The sequence below is a fragment of the Empedobacter sp. UBA1574 genome, assembly GCF_002322895.1.
In the GTDB taxonomy this organism is placed as follows: domain Bacteria; phylum Bacteroidota; class Bacteroidia; order Flavobacteriales; family Weeksellaceae; genus Empedobacter; species Empedobacter falsenii_B.
In genome coordinates, this window is sequence record NZ_DCOI01000002.1 from 113135 (window position 1) to 129425 (window position 16291).

At 32.0% G+C, this 16291-nt stretch carries 17 protein-coding genes and 2 tRNA genes; 9 read left to right on the forward strand and 10 right to left on the reverse strand.

Annotation, left to right across the window (positions count from 1 at the left end; translation table 11 throughout):
• Positions 1-5: 5 nt before the first annotated feature.
• Positions 6-1136 carry a 5-(carboxyamino)imidazole ribonucleotide synthase gene (locus tag B3578_RS00730; protein ID WP_291046300.1) on the reverse strand — a complete coding sequence of 377 codons (1131 nt, stop codon included), beginning with the start codon at positions 1134-1136 and terminating at the stop codon, positions 6-8.
• 62 nt (positions 1137-1198) lie between these two features.
• Between B3578_RS00730 and B3578_RS00735 the strand changes: the two genes are divergently transcribed.
• Both B3578_RS00735 and B3578_RS00740 read left to right on the forward strand, forming a co-directional pair.
• Positions 1199-2140 (forward strand): endonuclease/exonuclease/phosphatase family protein, encoded by a 942-nt coding sequence (locus B3578_RS00735; RefSeq protein ID WP_291046302.1) that lies wholly within the window; start codon positions 1199-1201, stop codon positions 2138-2140.
• 208 nt (positions 2141-2348) lie between these two features.
• Positions 2349-4496, forward strand: coding sequence for a TonB-dependent receptor (locus B3578_RS00740; RefSeq protein ID WP_291046304.1), 2148 nt, complete (start codon positions 2349-2351; stop codon positions 4494-4496).
• 34 nt (positions 4497-4530) lie between these two features.
• Here B3578_RS00740 and B3578_RS00745 read toward each other — a convergent pair whose 3' ends face one another.
• Positions 4531-5376: an alpha/beta fold hydrolase gene (locus B3578_RS00745; protein WP_291046307.1), complete on the reverse strand. Its 846-nt coding sequence runs from the start codon at positions 5374-5376 to the stop codon at positions 4531-4533.
• 52 nt (positions 5377-5428) lie between these two features.
• On the opposite strand from B3578_RS00745, the gene B3578_RS00750 reads away from it, so the two are divergent.
• Both B3578_RS00750 and B3578_RS00755 read left to right on the forward strand, forming a co-directional pair.
• On the forward strand, positions 5429-5875 hold the full coding sequence (locus tag B3578_RS00750) for a lipocalin family protein (protein WP_291046310.1): 447 nt from the start codon (positions 5429-5431) through the stop codon (positions 5873-5875).
• 88 nt (positions 5876-5963) lie between these two features.
• Positions 5964-6416 carry a lipocalin family protein gene (locus B3578_RS00755; protein WP_291046313.1) on the forward strand — a complete coding sequence of 151 codons (453 nt, stop codon included), beginning with the start codon at positions 5964-5966 and terminating at the stop codon, positions 6414-6416.
• Between the two features lie 35 nt (positions 6417-6451).
• On the opposite strand, the gene nth is transcribed toward B3578_RS00755, so the two are convergent.
• On the reverse strand, positions 6452-7072 hold the full coding sequence (nth, locus tag B3578_RS00760) for an endonuclease III (RefSeq protein ID WP_038333161.1): 621 nt from the start codon (positions 7070-7072) through the stop codon (positions 6452-6454).
• A 221-nt stretch (positions 7073-7293) separates the two neighbouring features.
• On the opposite strand from nth, the gene bcp reads away from it, so the two are divergent.
• Both bcp and recA read left to right on the forward strand, forming a co-directional pair.
• Entirely contained in the window at positions 7294-7749 is a 456-nt protein-coding gene (gene bcp / locus B3578_RS00765) for a thioredoxin-dependent thiol peroxidase (protein WP_291046400.1), read from the forward strand.
• A gap of 11 nt (positions 7750-7760) precedes the next feature.
• A complete protein-coding gene (recA, locus tag B3578_RS00770) occupies positions 7761-8822 on the forward strand; it encodes a recombinase RecA (protein WP_038333157.1) in 1062 nt (353 codons plus the stop codon).
• 56 nt (positions 8823-8878) lie between these two features.
• Here the strand turns inward: recA and B3578_RS00775 are convergent, their stop codons facing one another.
• The 7 genes from B3578_RS00775 to mutY all read right to left on the reverse strand — a co-directional run bounded on the left by B3578_RS00775 (position 8879) and on the right by mutY (position 13329).
• Positions 8879-9304, reverse strand: coding sequence for a lipocalin family protein (locus tag B3578_RS00775; RefSeq protein WP_286496160.1), 426 nt, complete (start codon positions 9302-9304; stop codon positions 8879-8881).
• Positions 9305-9537: 233 nt separating this feature from the next.
• Positions 9538-9611: transfer RNA gene (locus B3578_RS00780), tRNA-Asn, on the reverse strand.
• Between the two features lie 58 nt (positions 9612-9669).
• A tRNA-Asn gene (locus B3578_RS00785) sits at positions 9670-9743 on the reverse strand.
• 65 nt (positions 9744-9808) lie between these two features.
• Positions 9809-11119, reverse strand: coding sequence for an RIP metalloprotease RseP (gene rseP, locus B3578_RS00790; protein ID WP_221854425.1), 1311 nt, complete (start codon positions 11117-11119; stop codon positions 9809-9811).
• A 75-nt stretch (positions 11120-11194) separates the two neighbouring features.
• Positions 11195-11803 (reverse strand): gliding motility lipoprotein GldD, encoded by a 609-nt coding sequence (locus B3578_RS00795; protein WP_260391997.1) that lies wholly within the window; start codon positions 11801-11803, stop codon positions 11195-11197.
• Between the two features lie 15 nt (positions 11804-11818).
• The gene (locus tag B3578_RS00800; protein WP_038334855.1) at positions 11819-12271 is read right to left on the reverse strand and encodes a single-stranded DNA-binding protein; all 453 of its coding nucleotides are present in this window, start codon (positions 12269-12271) and stop codon (positions 11819-11821) included.
• A gap of 38 nt (positions 12272-12309) precedes the next feature.
• Positions 12310-13329, reverse strand: coding sequence for an A/G-specific adenine glycosylase (gene mutY, locus B3578_RS00805; RefSeq protein WP_291046325.1), 1020 nt, complete (start codon positions 13327-13329; stop codon positions 12310-12312).
• Between the two features lie 104 nt (positions 13330-13433).
• Here mutY and B3578_RS00810 point away from each other — a divergent pair, with 104 nt between their 5' ends.
• The 3 genes from B3578_RS00810 to B3578_RS00820 all read left to right on the forward strand — a co-directional run bounded on the left by B3578_RS00810 (position 13434) and on the right by B3578_RS00820 (position 16247).
• Positions 13434-13730, forward strand: a complete 297-nt coding sequence (locus tag B3578_RS00810) for an HU family DNA-binding protein (protein WP_019975652.1) — start codon at positions 13434-13436, stop codon at positions 13728-13730.
• 213 nt (positions 13731-13943) lie between these two features.
• A complete protein-coding gene (locus B3578_RS00815; protein WP_221854427.1) occupies positions 13944-15515 on the forward strand; it encodes an Rne/Rng family ribonuclease in 1572 nt (523 codons plus the stop codon).
• A 57-nt stretch (positions 15516-15572) separates the two neighbouring features.
• On the forward strand, positions 15573-16247 hold the full coding sequence (locus B3578_RS00820; RefSeq protein WP_286496157.1) for a TIGR02117 family protein: 675 nt from the start codon (positions 15573-15575) through the stop codon (positions 16245-16247).
• Positions 16248-16291 lie beyond the last annotated feature (44 nt).

Sequence of the window (16291 nt, forward strand, 5' to 3'; positions counted from 1 at the left end):
AGTTGTTACTTTTTTGCTACGACTTTCACCGTTGCGTTAACTTGTTTTATGTTTTGTTTTAATTGTTTTAAATCATCGTTAACCAATGTAACGTGTCCCATTTTTCGACCTGGTTTTGTGATTGTTTTCGCGTACCAATGTAAAAATGTTCCTGGTATTGTTAATAACTCTTCAATGTTTTCTATTTCAGCTGATCCAGTTTCTCCTTCAGCACCAATTAAGTTAACCATAGCAGAAGTTGTAAACAATTTTGTAGAACCAAGTGGTAATTGCATTAAGGTTCTTAACATTTGGTCAAATTGTGATGAATATGCTGCTTCGATTGTCGAATGTCCCGAATTGTGAACACGAGAAGCTGTTTCGTTAACCCAAATAGATTGGTCTTTGTTAACAAACATTTCTACTGCGAAAACTCCTGAAGATTTCAATGCTTTTACAACATCGCGAGCAATTTGTTCCGCACGTTCAGTGATTTCTTTCGGAAGTGTAGAAGGCATTAATAAATAATCTAATAAATTATATTCTTCGTTGATAACAAATTCTACGGTTGGATAAGTCACGATATTTCCTGAATGATCGGCAACTGTAACCACTGCAATTTCGCGATCTAAATCGGCAGGTGTTTCGAAAATAGAAGGTGCTTGAAGCATTTTGTCTAAATCAGCTTCAGATTTTAAGAATTGTACACCTTTTCCATCATAACCATCTTTTCTTGATTTTTGGAAAATTGGATAATTGATGTCTTGTTTTGATTTCAACTCTTCCCAATTATCTAATCTAAAATAAGGCGCAGTCGGAATATTGTTGTTGACATAAAATTCTTTCTGAACTCCTTTGTCTTGAATAATCGCTAAAGCCTCAGGGTCTGGAACAACTCGCTTTCCAATAGATTTTAGATAACGCAAAGCATCAACATTAACATGCTCAATTTCAATCCCGATTGCATCTAGATCTTTTCCAAAAGCGACAACTGTTTCATAATCTTTGAAATCGCCTTGTATAAAATGATGTGCATGTGGTGCACAAGGTGCATCAGCAGCCGGATCTAAAATACTAATCTCGCAAGGGTATTGTAATGCATTTTGCAAAAACATATATCCCAATTGTCCTCCTCCTAAAATTCCGATTTTTATCATATTGCGAAGTTAATGAATAATATAATTTCTATTTTTACGAGATCAAAAAAAGTATTGACGAGATGTTAACAAAGTGGAGTAAAATTTTATTTTTAGTATTTCTGGGAATTTATTTATCGAGTAGAAGTTTTTACCAATACTTTGTATTTGATATGTTGGTGCAATATTCTGTTTATGCACTAATTATTGCTTTTTTCTTGTGTTTGATTTACAATTATTCGATTCGTAAACAAGAAAAGAAAAATATTTTGTGGTTGATTCCACTCGTTGCTATTCCGATTATTACGTACAAAAATTTAGGAAATTTCTATTTTGGAGAAAATGCGAGAGGTGAGCAATCTAATTTCAAGATTATTTCGATTAATATTTTTTCTCAGAATGATGAATTTCAGCATCTACAAAAATATTTAGGTACAGAAACTGCTGATGTTATCGTTTTGCAAGAACTAACTCCATCTTGGCAAAAAAATGTAGAATTTATAAGAAAAGAGTATCCATATTATAAAGAAGAAGTTAGAAGTAACAATTTCGGAATTGCCATTTATTCTAAAATACCATTTAAAAAAGTGTCTACAAAAAATTACATTGATGAGATGCATCCCTCTATTTTAGCGGAAATTTCTGTAGACGGTAAGTCTGTTAGTATTTTAGCGACACATCCAGTTCCGCCATTACCAAATCAGGCTCGTTTTGAAAGACGAAATAAACAATACGAATTAATGAAGCAGGAAATAGATGCTTTACCGAATGAAAATATCATTTTAGTTGGCGATTTGAATTCAACAGTTTATTCTCCGAACTTCAAATTGGTGCAATCGGATAAAATGAAAGATGCTCGTTCTGGTTTTGGATTGAATAATTCTTGGAATGCTTTTATTCCAATTTTCCGCACAAATATCGACCAATGTTGGGTTTCGAAAAAAATAAAAGTGACCAATTTTTATCGTGGAGATGATATAAAATCAGATCATTTTCCGATTGTTGCAGAACTGAAAATAGATTAAGAATTTGGGTTAATTTTTAAATTTCAAAAAAAAGATTACCTTTGAAGTTCAATCGAAAGGGGTGCTTCTTTACAAGAGGCTGAGATTATACCCAAAGAACCTGGGCAGGTAATGCTGCTAAGGGAACTGGTACTTCACCAAATTACATTCGCGCGTAAATTATAAAAGTGTAAGATGGCTCCTTTCATAATATTTTTTAAAATTAATTATGAAAAGGTCGATTTTTTTATTGTCATTATTTGGTGCATCTATTCTTTATGCACAAGAAAAAGATTCTATTCAAAAAGAAGAAATTCAATTAGGAGAAGTTTCAATTGTCGAAAAACTTCCGATTACAGTTGAAAAGGTAACTGATAAAATGTTACAAAAGAAGAATTTGGGACAAGATGTTCCAAATTTGTTAAATTCTGCTACGTCTGTTTCTATAACTTCTGATACAGGAACAGGAATTGGTTATTCGTCTATCAAAATTCGTGGACTTAATGAACAATCAATCAACGTTACATTAAATGGAATTCCGCTTAATAATCCTGAATCTCAAGGTGTTTTTTGGGTGAATATGCCAGATTTGGCTTCATCTACAAGCTCTATGATAATTCAGAGAGGAGTTGGAACTTCATCAAACGGAATGGCTTCTTTTGGAGCAAGTGTTAATATCGAATCTCAAAATCCGTCTACCGTTCCTTTTGCAGAAGCAAATGTTTCTTTCGGAAATTATAAAACACAAAAATATACAGTTCAGGCTGGTACGGGAAAAATACTAAATAATAAATTGAGTATTGATGGACGTTTTTCTAAGATAAATTCGGATGGATATGTAGACAGATCTTGGTCAGATTTAATCTCTTATGATTTTACAGCTCTATATGAATTGAATGAAAAAACAAAGTTTAGATTTCAGAATATGTTTGGAAAAGAACAAACGTATCAGGCATGGAGTGGTGTAGATGCTGAAACTTTAAAAAATGATAGAACATATAATTTTGAAGGAGAAATTTTAGACGAAAATGGAAAGGTTGAAGGTTTTTATAAAAATCACACTGATAATTACCGTCAAAATCATTATTTTCTTTCGTGGTTACAAGATTTTGGGAATAATTGGAAATCAAATTTAACAGTTCATTACACAAAAGGTAAAGGTTATTACGAGAGCTATAAAAATAATCGCAGTTTGAAACGTTATAAATTGGATTATTTAACTTCAGAAAAAAGAAATTTAATTAATCGTGAATATCTTGATAATGATTTTTATGGTTTTAATCTTGAAGTTGAAAATCAAAAATTAAACGATTTTAAAGTATTTTTCGGATTATCTGCAAACGAATATGATGGCGATCATTATGGAAATGTCTTATGGGTAAAAGGCACAGGTTTTAAGGATAAAGATTTCAAATATTACAACAATCGTTCTGTGAAAAAGCAATTGGCTGCTTATGCGAAAGTATTGTATCAATTGAATAAATTTGAATTGTTTGGTGATTTGCAATATCGTTATGTTGATTATGATGCGAAATATTTACCAAATGGAAAAAATGATGAGGAAGATTTCAGACCATTTTCGGATACATTCAATTTTGTGAATCCAAAAGCTGGAATAAATTTTAAAATCAATTCTTCAAATGTATTGTATGCTTCGTACGGAATTTCTCAACGTGAACCTTTGCGTATTGATTATGCAGGTTTGAATGATAAAGATAAAAAACCAAAAGCCGAATTTTTACAAGATTACGAATTGGGTTACAGAAAAAGTGGTCGTCTTGCTTTGAGTGCGAATTTGTATTATATGGATTACCGTGATCAATTGGTGCCAACTGGAGAATTGAATGATGTAGGAAGTCGAAAAAGAATTAATTCAGGAAAAAGTTTTAGACGAGGAGTCGAATTTGATGCAAACTATAAGATTATTCCAAATCGTTTGAATGTTTTTGGAAATATTACGTTTAGCGAAAACAAACATAATAATTACAAAGAGGAAGTTTGGGATGTTGATGGAAGTTCTTCTGTAAAAGAATACGGAAAGACAAAAATTGCGCTTTCACCAGATGTGATTTCTGCTTTCGGTTTTGAAGCTGTTCCTTTCAAAAATGTATTGATTAATTTGACGAATAAATATGTTGGTGAACAATATTTATCAAATACAGAACCAGCAGATGGAAAATTAGATAGTTATTTAGTTTCGGATCTTTTGATTCGATATTCGCCAAAAGTAAAAGGAATTAAAAACCTTGAATTTTCGTTCTTGATTAATAATTTATTTGATGTAGAATACGAATCAAACGGTTATTATTATGGAGGAGGATATTATTTTCCACAAGCCGGAATTAATGTTTTGGGTGGAGTTGGAATTCGTTTATAAAAAGCTAAAAGCTCGAGAAATTCTCGAGCTTTTTTTATTGTTCAATATAATCAAGAGGAATATGCCAAATTTCGGTTTTATTTTTTTCTCGAAAGAAATCCAAATGTCCAATTTCATCCAACCCATATTCTTTTGGAACGATATTCAAACGTTTTTTCTTCGCATTTTTCAAAACTAATTTCCCAAATAAATCTACAGATTTTGGTGTTGCCATAAAATCATCATCCAAACTAATGATTAAAACAGGTTTTGTAATTTCATCATACAAATTTTGCGTTTCATCAGCGTAACCTAGAATTGAAGTTTCATTCAGAATTAGTTTTCGCCAATCTTTTGCGATCCCGATTGGAATTGGTTCGCCCATTCCAACTTTTTGAGAAGGAAAAAAACCGTAAAAAGCAGATAAAACAGGAATCGCAATGCGAAAAAAGAAATTCACTTTAGTTTTATCTTTTTGATGAAAATTTTTGATATAGCCATATTGAGAACCAATCGTTACAATTTTATCATAAACTTTGTAAGCGCGTGTCAAACCAATCATAATTCCACCGATACTATGACCAATTAAGAATTTTTCGTGATTGGGATAAAATTCTTCGATATATTGTGTTAAACTTAAAAAATCTTTGTCGGCCCAATCTGTAAAATGCGCTTTAAAATCTTTTAATTTTTTGGGTTTAGAATCGCCGATTCCGCGATAATCATACGTAAAAACCAAATATCCCTTATTAGCTAAATACGTTGCATATTTGGCATAAAAAGTTTGTTTAACACCAATTGCAGACGAAATGACAATGATTTTTTTGGTTGCATTGTTTTCGCCAAAAGAGGTTATGGCAATTGGATATTTGTCGGAAGTTTCTAGTATGAATTTTTTCATTCTTTTTATTTGATAAGGTAAAAAATATACCTTTACAAGGTAAATCAATCTTATGAAAAAAATTATTTTAATTCTATTAATCTTATTCTCTTCAAAAATGTTTTCTCAACAATTAAAACCTGATAATGTGATTGGTTTTTGGAAGTTACAAGAATCAGGCTTTTATGAAAATGGCAAAAAAGTGTCTAAAGAATTTGATGATTGTCGGTTAATGAGAAATTATACAATTTGGGATAATGGATATGCTATTTATAACTATGTAGAAGGAAGTAATGGCAATTGTTTTCCTAGTGAGCCTCGATTAACATTGTGGCGAATTGTTGATAATAGAATTCAATTTTACATTGATGATTATATTTTTGAGGATAGAATTGTGAAAATTAATCAAGATAAAACGATAACTTTTGAAACATATATTGATAAAAAAATTGTAGATTCTGATAAGGAATTCGAGAAAATAGCAAATACAATCAGTTATGATATTTTACGTAAACAATAAATAAAGAAAATAAGTTTTCAGGTTTATTTTTTATATTCACTTTACGTCATTCAAAATCTTTATTTTTACCACATAATTATTGAACCGAATGAAAAATATATTCAGCCTATTTTTAGCATCAATTTTATTGCTTTCAGCTTTTTCGTGCAAAGAAGACGATTCGTTGGCAATATCGCAAGATCAATTGTTGCGATCTGGAAAATGGCAATTGAAAGAAATTAGAAAAACGAAAGGGAATATAACGGAAACAGACAAGTTGTTGGCTTGTGAACGACAATCTACATTAGATTTTTCGGATGTTACGAATTATAATTCTAACATGTATAAGACCGAAAAAGGAAATTGTGTACAAGAACAAACGATAGGAACGTATGTGTATAATACGTCTAAAACAAAACGTTTGTTGACAATGGAAACAAAAGATACAACGTACAATTATTATGTGAAGCAGTTAGATCCAAAATATTTGATTTTGCAAGATACGTTGAGTAAAATAGATACGATAAAGCTTCGTTTGCAAGTTTTTGAAATTGTAAAATAATAAAGAAAAATACCTTCCATCTTGGAAGGTATTTTTTATTCGAACATTTTTCGTGTAATAAAATCTTTGTCTAAACTCCAAGCGCGTGCAGGAGAATATTCACGTCCATAATAAATGATTTGAATATGTAATTTGTTCCACAACTCTTTTGGAAAGATTTTCTTCGCATCTTTTTCTGTTTCCTCAACATTTTTACCTTTTGTCAATTTCCATAATTTCATCAAACGATGAATATGTGTGTCGACAGGAAAAGCAGGATGACCAAACCATTGAGACATCACTACCGAAGCGGTTTTGTGTCCAACGCCAGGTAATTCTTCTAATTCTTCAAAACCTTCTGGAACTTCGCCATCGTATTTCTCGATTAAAATTTCGGACAACCGTTTGATATTTTTGGCTTTTGTGTTTGATAAACCAATTTCGCGGATATAATATTTTATTTCATCTACTTCTAATAACGACATTGCTTTTGCGTTAGCAGCTTTCGCAAATAATTCGGGTGTTACTTGATTCACTTTTTTATCTGTTGTTTGGGCAGATAATAAAACGGCGATCAATAATGTAAAAGCATCTTGATGGTCTAATGGAATTGGTGGAACTGGATATAATTTTTCCAATTCATCAATCACAAATTGGATACGCTCTTTCTTTAACATCATAAGTTCTGAAACTTTTTGTGTAAAAATAATGAAACATCTTTAATTATGCTTTAAATAATCAGCCACAAGCTTTCTTACAAAAAAATAAAAGTAAATATTTAGCGACTTATTTTGGCGTTGTATAACATTACATTTGTAGTATAAATAAAAGATTAATTAGTTAAATCAGTTACGATTCAAGATTTAATCATTATTTTTACGAGAAGTTCTAAAGACAAATCAAGATGTTAAAAATAGGAGATAAAGTTCCAGATTTTAAAGGAATTGATCAAGATGGAAACGAAGTTTCGTACCAAGATTTTGCAGGAAAAAAATTAGTCGTTTTCTTTTATCCAAAAGCAAGTACACCAGGTTGTACAGCCGAAGTATGTGATTTACGCGATAACGAAAATGCGTTGAAGGCGCAAGGTTATCATTTGGTTGGAGTAAGTGCAGATTCTGTGAAAAGACAAAAGAATTTTGCTGAGAAAAACAATTTACGTTTTCCTTTGCTTGCAGATGAAAATCATGAAATTCTGAATGCTTTCGGTGTTTGGGGACCAAAGAAATTTATGGGACGCGAATTTGATGGAATTCATCGTACAACGTTCATTATTGATGAAAAAGGAATGATTACGGATGTAATTGAAAAAGTGAAAACAAAAGAACACGCAAAACAAATTTTAGAAAAATAAAAAATAATATAATGAGCGATTTAGACAATAAAAAGAAAGCGTTACAGCTAATCTTAGATAAGATGGACAAAGCTTACGGAAAAGGAACTGTAATGCGTATGGGAGATTCGGCTGTTGATGATAAAATAGAAGTAATTCCTTCTGGATCTTTGGGATTAGATTTAGCGTTAGGAGTAGGAGGTTATCCTCGCGGACGTGTTATCGAAATCTATGGGCCAGAATCTTCTGGTAAAACAACATTGACATTACACGCTATTGCTGAAGCGCAAAAAGCTGGTGGTATCGCTGCTTTTATTGATGCTGAGCATGCTTTTGACCGTTATTATGCAGCGAAATTGGGTGTTGATGTAGAAAACTTAATTATTTCTCAACCAGATAATGGTGAGCAAGCATTAGAAATTGCAGATAACTTAATTCGTTCGGGAGCGATAGATATTATCGTAATTGACTCTGTTGCGGCACTTACTCCAAAAGCGGAGATTGAAGGTGAAATGGGAGATTCTCGTATGGGATTACAAGCGCGTTTGATGTCTCAAGCTTTACGTAAATTGACAGGAACAATTAATAAAACGAAATGTACAGCGATTTTCATTAACCAATTACGTGAAAAAATTGGTGTTATGTTTGGTAATCCAGAAACAACAACTGGTGGTAATGCCTTAAAATTCTATGCATCTGTACGTTTGGATATCCGTCGTTCTACTCAAATCAAAAATGGAGATGAGGTAATCGGAAATCACTCGAAAGTAAAAGTGGTTAAAAATAAAGTTGCTCCTCCATTCCGTCAAGCAGAATTTGATATTATGTACGGTGAAGGAATTTCTAAAGTTGGAGAAATTTTGGATATGGGTGTTGAGAAAGGAATTGTAAACAAATCTGGTTCTTGGTATTCATACAACGATAGCAAATTAGGACAAGGTCGCGATGCTGTAAAAGAAGTATTGAAAGATAATCCTGAATTGGCAGAAGAAATTGAAGCTAAAATTGTCGCATTAATCAAAGGTGAGCCAGTAGATGGAAAACCATCAGTTGATAATCCAGCTGACGAAGCAGAATTATTTGCTGAAGATTAATTCGAAAGAATTTTTATATAATGATAAAAACCTCTCAATTTTGAGAGGTTTTTTTGTTATTTTGTATAATTAATAAAAAAGGCGTCCTCATCTCCAAATGAAATTCTTAAACTATTTTTTGTTAATATTTCGATATTTTCTATTTCAGTATCATTAGTGTTATTTTCTGTTAAGGTAATTCGTTTGTTTTTTAAACTCCATTTTCCTTCAGACGGGCTATGATAACAAGGGTCATTTCCTCCTCCTTCATAAAAATCATTATAATAAGTAAAATTTTTATTAAAAGTTATACTTGTTTTAGAATCACATTCATTGTATTCTTCAATTATTTCTTTTCCATTCAAATAATATCCAGAGTTTTTAATCTGCCATTTACCAATTAATAATTCTTCATGCGATTCTACATTAGAATCATCATCGTTATTACAAGATGCGAAAAATGTAGTCGCTGAAAGTGTAGCAAATAATAATAGTTTTTTCATAAGTTATTTTTTTGATTGGCAATAATATGAAAAATGATATTAATTAAACGTTTTTAAGTATTTATAATAAAAAAAACACTTCTGTAGAAGTGGTTTGTCATGTTGAATTTATTTCAACATTGTATACTGTTTATGATGAGAATCTGAAACGAGTTCAGAATATTCATATTTATTATTTAAATAGTAAAACTTTTAATAATAAAAAAAGACAATCAAATTGATTATCTTTTTTGCTCCTCCTCTTGGGCTCGAACCAAGGACCCTCTGATTAACAGTCAGATGCTCTAACCAACTGAGCTAAGGAGGAAAATCCGATATTTTAAAATTTTATTTTTAAGTCTTTGTTTGACATTTCACTAAAAAAGCTCCTCCTCTTGGGCTCGAACCAAGGACCCTCTGATTAACAGTCAGATGCTCTAACCAACTGAGCTAAGGAGGAATGTTGCTTAATTGTGGGTGCAAATATAGAAGTATTTTTTACACCCACAAAAAATATTTTAAATTTTATTTAAAAATCATATTCACAATATCGTTTCCGAAGATGAATACCATTAATCCTAAGATAATTACAACGCCAACCATTTGTGCTTTTTCTAAAACTTTTTCACTTGGTTTTTTACCTGTGATCATTTCATAGATGGCAAAAACAGCATGTCCACCGTCCAAACCTGGAATTGGTAATAAGTTAATAAATGCTAACCAAGCAGAAATCATTGCCGTAAATGACCAGAAAAATAACCAGTTCCATTCTTTTGGCATTTGTTTTACCATTCCAATTGGTCCAGCAACTTGCTTACGACCGTCTTTTACTTGGAACAATGTCCCAATTCCACGAACTTGCGTTGCAATCGCTTCAAATGGCTCTACAATTCCTTTTGCGATTCCTTCACCAATTGTATAATCTTCCTTAGAAATTAATGAATCTAAATATGCTGTTGATCTTAGGAATCCAATGCTTCCATCTTTATCTACATTTACCATCAACTCTACAGGCTCGCCTTTTCTTTCAACACTTAAAGAAACTGTTTTTCCTTTGTATTCTTTTAATTTATTTGTTAAATCTGAAAATAGAGGTGTTGTGAAACCATCAATAGCAATTACTTTATCATCTTTTAATAAACCTGCTTTTTGTGCTGCACTATTCTCAACAACAGAATCCACAACGGTTGGCATTTGAGGAATAAAGAAAGCGCCTTTAGCGTTTAAAATTTCAGTTCTGAAATCTTCTGTAATTGGTAAAGAAACTTCTTTTCCTTGACGTTTTACATCTAAAGTTTCACCACCCAACAAGGCTTCTTTTCCTATTTCATTTAATGCTTGATATTTAACACCATTTACACCAACTGGAATATCACCTTTTTGCAAGCCGAATTTAGTTTGCGTTGCATTCGCTTCGATTCCATATTGCATTTTGTTTACATCAACAAAGCTTTTTCCTTGAGAAATGAATAAAATAGTATAAATAATCATCGCTAAAATGATATTTACAATAATACCTCCTAACATGATGATTAATCGTTGCCAAGCTGGTTTTACACGGAATTCCCACGGTTTTGGCTCTTGTTTCATTTGTTCCAAATCCATGCTTTCGTCAATCATTCCCGAAAGTTTTACGTATCCTCCAAGAGGCAACCAACCGATACCGTAAACAGTATCACCAATTTTCTTTTTCCAAATGGCAAATTTCACATCGAAAAAACAAAAGAAACGTTCAACACGAACGCCAAACCATCGCGCTGTTACATAATGTCCTAGTTCGTGCAACATTACTAAAAGCATCAAACTAAGCATTAAGGTAGCTATCTGTATTAACATATTGTTTTAAATTTATTTATGTTCTAATTTTATTAAACGATTACAAAATTAATCGAATTTATTTATCAAAGCGGTTTATTTTTTCCATTCTAAGGTTTCTAACAATTTTTTTACATCTTTTTTGATGTAATCAACTGCTGGAGCTAAAGAATCGGGTTTTGGTTGAGTTTTGAAATAAACCGAACCTGCTAAAAAATTCTTTACACTATCCGTCGCATGAAACTGAATATTAATCGCTGATTCTCCTCCTAATTCATACATAGTACCAAAAACCTTTTTTTCTGGAAAAGAAAATTCTTGTGGCGAGATAAAACTGGCTTTAACCGTCTGTTCTTGCACAAAACTCTCACTTTCTTTTATTTGAACGATTAAATCTTGTGGAGACTGAACTGGAAAATATGTCAGGTAAATTGTCGCTTTCATTCGTGGATAAACAATATTGAAAGAGTTTGGTTTTTTGCCCACTACGACCTTTCCAAAGTTTGAATATTGGAAAGTATAAGGTACATTTTCTTTGAAAGACAGATAAGTTTGTTGCGGATATTCGAGGCGAACTTGTCCTAAAGGTTTGGCAACTTCCTCGCTTTTATTGCACGACACAAAAAAAATAGCACTACTACATAATGCTATTATAGTTTTAAAATTCATTGTATAACGTAAAACGTTAAATTTTGTAAAATTCATTTAATTTTTTAATTTCTAAAAAGGCAAATCGTCTTCTCCTTCATCTATAAAAGGTGGCTCGACAACTGTTGTGTTTTGTTGACTTTGCTGAACTTTGTTCTGATCATTTTGCATGGCTTGACGTTGTTCATTGTCAATTTTTGGTGTCAAAAACTCGATTGAATTTGCTACGATCTCTGTTGTATAACGCGTTTGTCCGTTATCGTCCCATTTGCGTGTTTTGATGCGTCCTTCAACAAAAACTTTATCTCCTTTTTTCAGATAACGATCACATAATTCTGCCAATTTATTGCGTGTCACAATATTGTGCCATTCTGTTTCTGTAATTCGTTCTCCTGTTCTCGAAATGTAAGATTCTGTCGTTGCAATAGGAAATCGTCCAATACAATTTTGTTCATCGAAATGATGCAATTTTACATCATCACCCAAATTTCCGATCAAAAGTACTTTATTCGTTGTTCCATTCATAGTTGTAATAGGTTTTTAGTGGCTTGTTACTTACAAAGTTAATCCAAATAATGTTTATTTATAAATTTTTCTATTGGTTTTGGCAGCGGATAATGTTCGAGATCATTTAAAGCAATCATTTCAAAATCATTTTCGGCTTTCAAATTTGTTATATCTATTAAAGATACATTTAATTTCCAATATTTTATAAATAAATTTTGATGCGACAAAATATGTTTCTCCTCTTCGATAAAAGTTAGATTATTTTCAAGATTTTGATCTAAAATCCAACCTTTATCCAACAAGTCAGTTTCGGTTTCTATTTTTGGAAAAGTGAATAAATTTTTCCAAACATCATTTCCAATTCGTTTAGACAAGGCAATTTTATCTTCATTTTCGATGAGAATAAAATGTAAAAAACGATTCGAAACTTTTGTCTTTTTCAATTTTATAGGCAATTCGTTGACTTTATTTAATCGAAGCGCTTCACAAGACTCATTAAGTGGACAAATTTCACACTTTGGCTGTTTTGGTGTACAAATTGTTGCACCCAAATCCATTACCGCCTGATTAAAATCACCTGGACGTTTTTTATCAATGATTTCTAAACCCAAATCCCAGAAAATCTTCTTTGTTTTTGGCGAACTTATATCATCTGTAATATTAAAATATCGCGCAAAAACTCGAAACATATTTCCGTCTACAGCAGGTACATTTTCATTATATACAATAGATGCAATTGCAGCTGCAGTGTAATCTCCTACGCCTTTTAGCTTTTTTAAATCTTTGAAATTATTCGGAAATTGTCCATTTAACTCATCAGCAATCGTCTTTGCCGTGAAGTGTAAATTTCTGGCACGGGAATAATAACCCAGTCCTTGCCAGAGTTTTAGGACTTTTTGTTCGTCGGCGTTTGCCAAATCGAAAATAGTCTCAAATTCTTGTATGAAATTATTGTAAAATTTCATACCTTGGTCAACCCTTGTTTGTTGGAGAATAATTTCCGACAACCAAATGTGAAATGGGTCTTTTGTATGACGCCAAGGTAAATCTCGTTTATTTTTGTCAAAATATGACAAAATCAGATAGTTGAAGTTCATAAAAACTGAAAAAATCTTTTTTTGTTGGGATACTATCGTTATATTTGCACCCGCTTTCAAATTTAAGAATAATAAGAGGAATTATGACAAAGGCAGAAATAGTAAATAACATTTCAGGTAAATTAGGACTTGAAAAGAGCGATACTCAAAGGGTGGTAGAATCGTTTATGGAGGAGGTGATTAAATCATTAGTAGAAGGAGAAAATGTATACTTAAGAGGATTTGGTTCTTTTACTATTAAAACTAGAGCTGAAAAAACAGGTAGAAACATTACAAAAGGTACTTCTATCATTATCCCAGCACACAACGTTCCTACATTTAAACCAGCTAAAACTTTCATCGAAGATGTAAAGACTAGCGAAGCAAACGTAATCAAATAACAATAAAATAATTGTATCATGCCAAGCGGAAAAAAACGTAAAAGACATAAGGTAGCGACGCACAAACGCAAAAAACGTCGTCGTCTTAACAGACACAAAAAGAAAAAATAATTAGTAGCTAAGCTATTAATAATTTAGTCTTTTTACAAGATAGCACTTTTCAATGGAAATTTTGGAAAGTGCTTTTATCATTTTTAAAAACATAATTTTTTGATGAGTAAAGAATTAGTAATTTCAGCCTTAGCTGATCAAGTACGCATCGCAGTTTTAGATGAAGGCCGATTGATGGAATTTCATCAAGATACTGCAAATGATGGGTTTGCAGTTGGCGATATTTACTTGGGAAAAATCAAAAAATTAGCTCCTAGTTTAAATGCAACCTTTGTTGACATTGGTTATTCGAAAGATGCATTTTTACATTATCATGACTTAGGTCCACAAATACGTTCTTCTAACTCTTACAATAAAATTGTAGCGAACGGAACGTACAAAACCGAAAAATTGAAAAACTTCCGTATGGAAGCACCAATTGATAAAGATGGTCAGATTACTGATATTTTTGCACCTGGTGATTCTGTGTTGGTTCAGATAACAAAAGAGCCAATCCATACGAAAGGACCAAGAATTACATCCGAAATTTCAATTGCAGGTCGTTATTTAGTTTTAGTTCCGTTTTCGGAGCGAGTTTCGATTTCTCAAAAAATCAAACAAAAACCAGAACGCGATCGTTTAATTAAAATTTTAGATGGATTAACACCAGAAGGCTTTGGTGTAATCATCAGAACTGTAGCAGAAGACAAAAATGCTGAAGAATTACAAGCAGATTTAGCTTATTTATTGAATAAATGGACGCAAATCTTCAAGAATCTTCAGAAAAAGAAAGCCCCAGCTAAAATACTTAGCGAGATGGACAGAGCTTCTTCTATTTTGAGAGATAATTTTAACAATGATTTTGTTAAAATCTCTGTTGATGATGACCAATTAGCAGATGAAATGCGTGAGTATTTGGAAGTTATTGCACCAGATAAAATTAATTTGGTAAAAGAATATGACGATCCATTTGTTCCGATTTTTGAAAAGTTTAATGTCGAAAGACAAATAAAACAAGCTTTTGGTAAAACGGTAACTATTCCACAATCTAAAGGCGCTTACCTTGTGATTGAACATACAGAAGCGTTACATGTAATTGATGTGAATTCGGGGAATATTTCGCGAAATTCTAAAAATCAAGAAGATTCAGCTTTTGCGGTTAACAAAATTGCTGCTTCTGAGATTGCACGTCAGTTGCGTTTACGTGATATGGGAGGAATTGTTGTGGTCGATTTTATTGACATGACAGATGCAGAACATAAAAAAGAATTGTTTGAGCATTTGCGAGCTGAAATGGCGAAAGATAAAGCAAAACATAAGATTTTGCCACCAAGTAAATTTGGATTGATTCAGATAACAAGACAACGTGTTCGCCCAGAAGTGAACTTTATAACAACTGAAGAAAATCCGAACCAAGAATCGAATGAAGTTGAAGCACCTATTGTTACAATTGATAAAATTGAACAAGTGCTCTTGAATATCCTTGATAGAAAAGATAAGGATTTACGAAAAATGTCGTTGCACGTGCATCCTTTCGTAGCTGCTTATTTACAACATGGATTGCCAAGCATTCAGATGAAATGGTTTTTTAAGCATAAAAAGTGGATTAAGATTGTACCAAGAGATGCGTACAAATACTTACAATTTAATTTCTTGGACAAAGATCATAATACACTTTACAACGAATCAAATTAAGAAAAACCTCGCAATTGCGAGGTTTTTTGTTTTATATTCGTTACACAACAAAATACTATGAAAAAAATATTCCGAATTCTTCTCAAAACTTTAGAAGCTTTAGTTTTACTAATTGTGGTGTATTTACTTGCAGTAGTTTTGCTGCCATTAATTCCAGTAAACAAACAAAAAGAGAAGTCTAATGATCAAATCACAGCGTATATTTTGACAAATGGCGTACATACGGATATTGTGGTTCCAGTAAAATCTGAAACGATTGATTGGTCTACTTTTGTGCCTTTTTCGCATACAAAATCGAAAAAAGAATACAAATATATTGCCTTTGGTTGGGGAGATAAAGGCTTTTATTTGGATACACCAGAATGGAAAGATCTTAAATTTTCTACAGCTTTCAACGCTGCATTTTGGTTAGGAGATTCGGCGATGCATACTACTTTTTATGATAATATGACGATAGATGACGATTGTAAAAGAGTTGATTTGAGTGTAGAAGAGTATCAAAAATTAATTGTTTACATCAAGCAATCATTTGATTTGGATCAAAATAACAAAGTCGAATTAATAAAAACAGATGCTGTTTATGGAGATAGTGATTCGTTTTACGAAGCAAAAAGAAGTTATAGCTTATTTTTTACGTGTAATACGTGGGCTGCAAGCGCGTTAAAAGCAGCAAATAAAGAAGGATCATTGTGGACGGCAACACAACAAGGAATTTTTCGTCATTATGAATAAATTTTTTTAAATTATTTCTAATTCATTTTCAAAGAGTTGCCTAT

What these genes read in the sequence shown, in the direction of transcription:
- nth (WP_038333161.1), bottom strand. Translation starts at nt 7,072, where the DNA reads ATGTTAAAGAAAGAGCGTATCCAATTTGTGATTGATGAATTGGAAAAA.
- B3578_RS00775 (WP_286496160.1), bottom strand. Translation starts at nt 9,304, where the DNA reads ATGAAAAAACTATTATTATTTGCTACACTTTCAGCGACTACATTTTTC.
- B3578_RS00735 (WP_291046302.1), top strand. Translation starts at nt 1,199, where the DNA reads ATGTTAACAAAGTGGAGTAAAATTTTATTTTTAGTATTTCTGGGAATT.
- recA (WP_038333157.1), top strand. Translation starts at nt 7,761, where the DNA reads ATGAGCGATTTAGACAATAAAAAGAAAGCGTTACAGCTAATCTTAGAT.
- rseP (WP_221854425.1), bottom strand. Translation starts at nt 11,119, where the DNA reads ATGTTAATACAGATAGCTACCTTAATGCTTAGTTTGATGCTTTTAGTA.
- B3578_RS00820 (WP_286496157.1), top strand. Translation starts at nt 15,573, where the DNA reads ATGAAAAAAATATTCCGAATTCTTCTCAAAACTTTAGAAGCTTTAGTT.
- B3578_RS00745 (WP_291046307.1), bottom strand. Translation starts at nt 5,376, where the DNA reads ATGAAAAAATTCATACTAGAAACTTCCGACAAATATCCAATTGCCATA.
- B3578_RS00755 (WP_291046313.1), top strand. Translation starts at nt 5,964, where the DNA reads ATGAAAAATATATTCAGCCTATTTTTAGCATCAATTTTATTGCTTTCA.
- B3578_RS00795 (WP_260391997.1), bottom strand. Translation starts at nt 11,803, where the DNA reads ATGAATTTTACAAAATTTAACGTTTTACGTTATACAATGAATTTTAAA.
- B3578_RS00815 (WP_221854427.1), top strand. Translation starts at nt 13,944, where the DNA reads ATGAGTAAAGAATTAGTAATTTCAGCCTTAGCTGATCAAGTACGCATC.
- B3578_RS00810 (WP_019975652.1), top strand. Translation starts at nt 13,434, where the DNA reads ATGACAAAGGCAGAAATAGTAAATAACATTTCAGGTAAATTAGGACTT.
- B3578_RS00730 (WP_291046300.1), bottom strand. Translation starts at nt 1,136, where the DNA reads ATGATAAAAATCGGAATTTTAGGAGGAGGACAATTGGGATATATGTTT.
- B3578_RS00740 (WP_291046304.1), top strand. Translation starts at nt 2,349, where the DNA reads ATGAAAAGGTCGATTTTTTTATTGTCATTATTTGGTGCATCTATTCTT.
- B3578_RS00800 (WP_038334855.1), bottom strand. Translation starts at nt 12,271, where the DNA reads ATGAATGGAACAACGAATAAAGTACTTTTGATCGGAAATTTGGGTGAT.
- B3578_RS00750 (WP_291046310.1), top strand. Translation starts at nt 5,429, where the DNA reads ATGAAAAAAATTATTTTAATTCTATTAATCTTATTCTCTTCAAAAATG.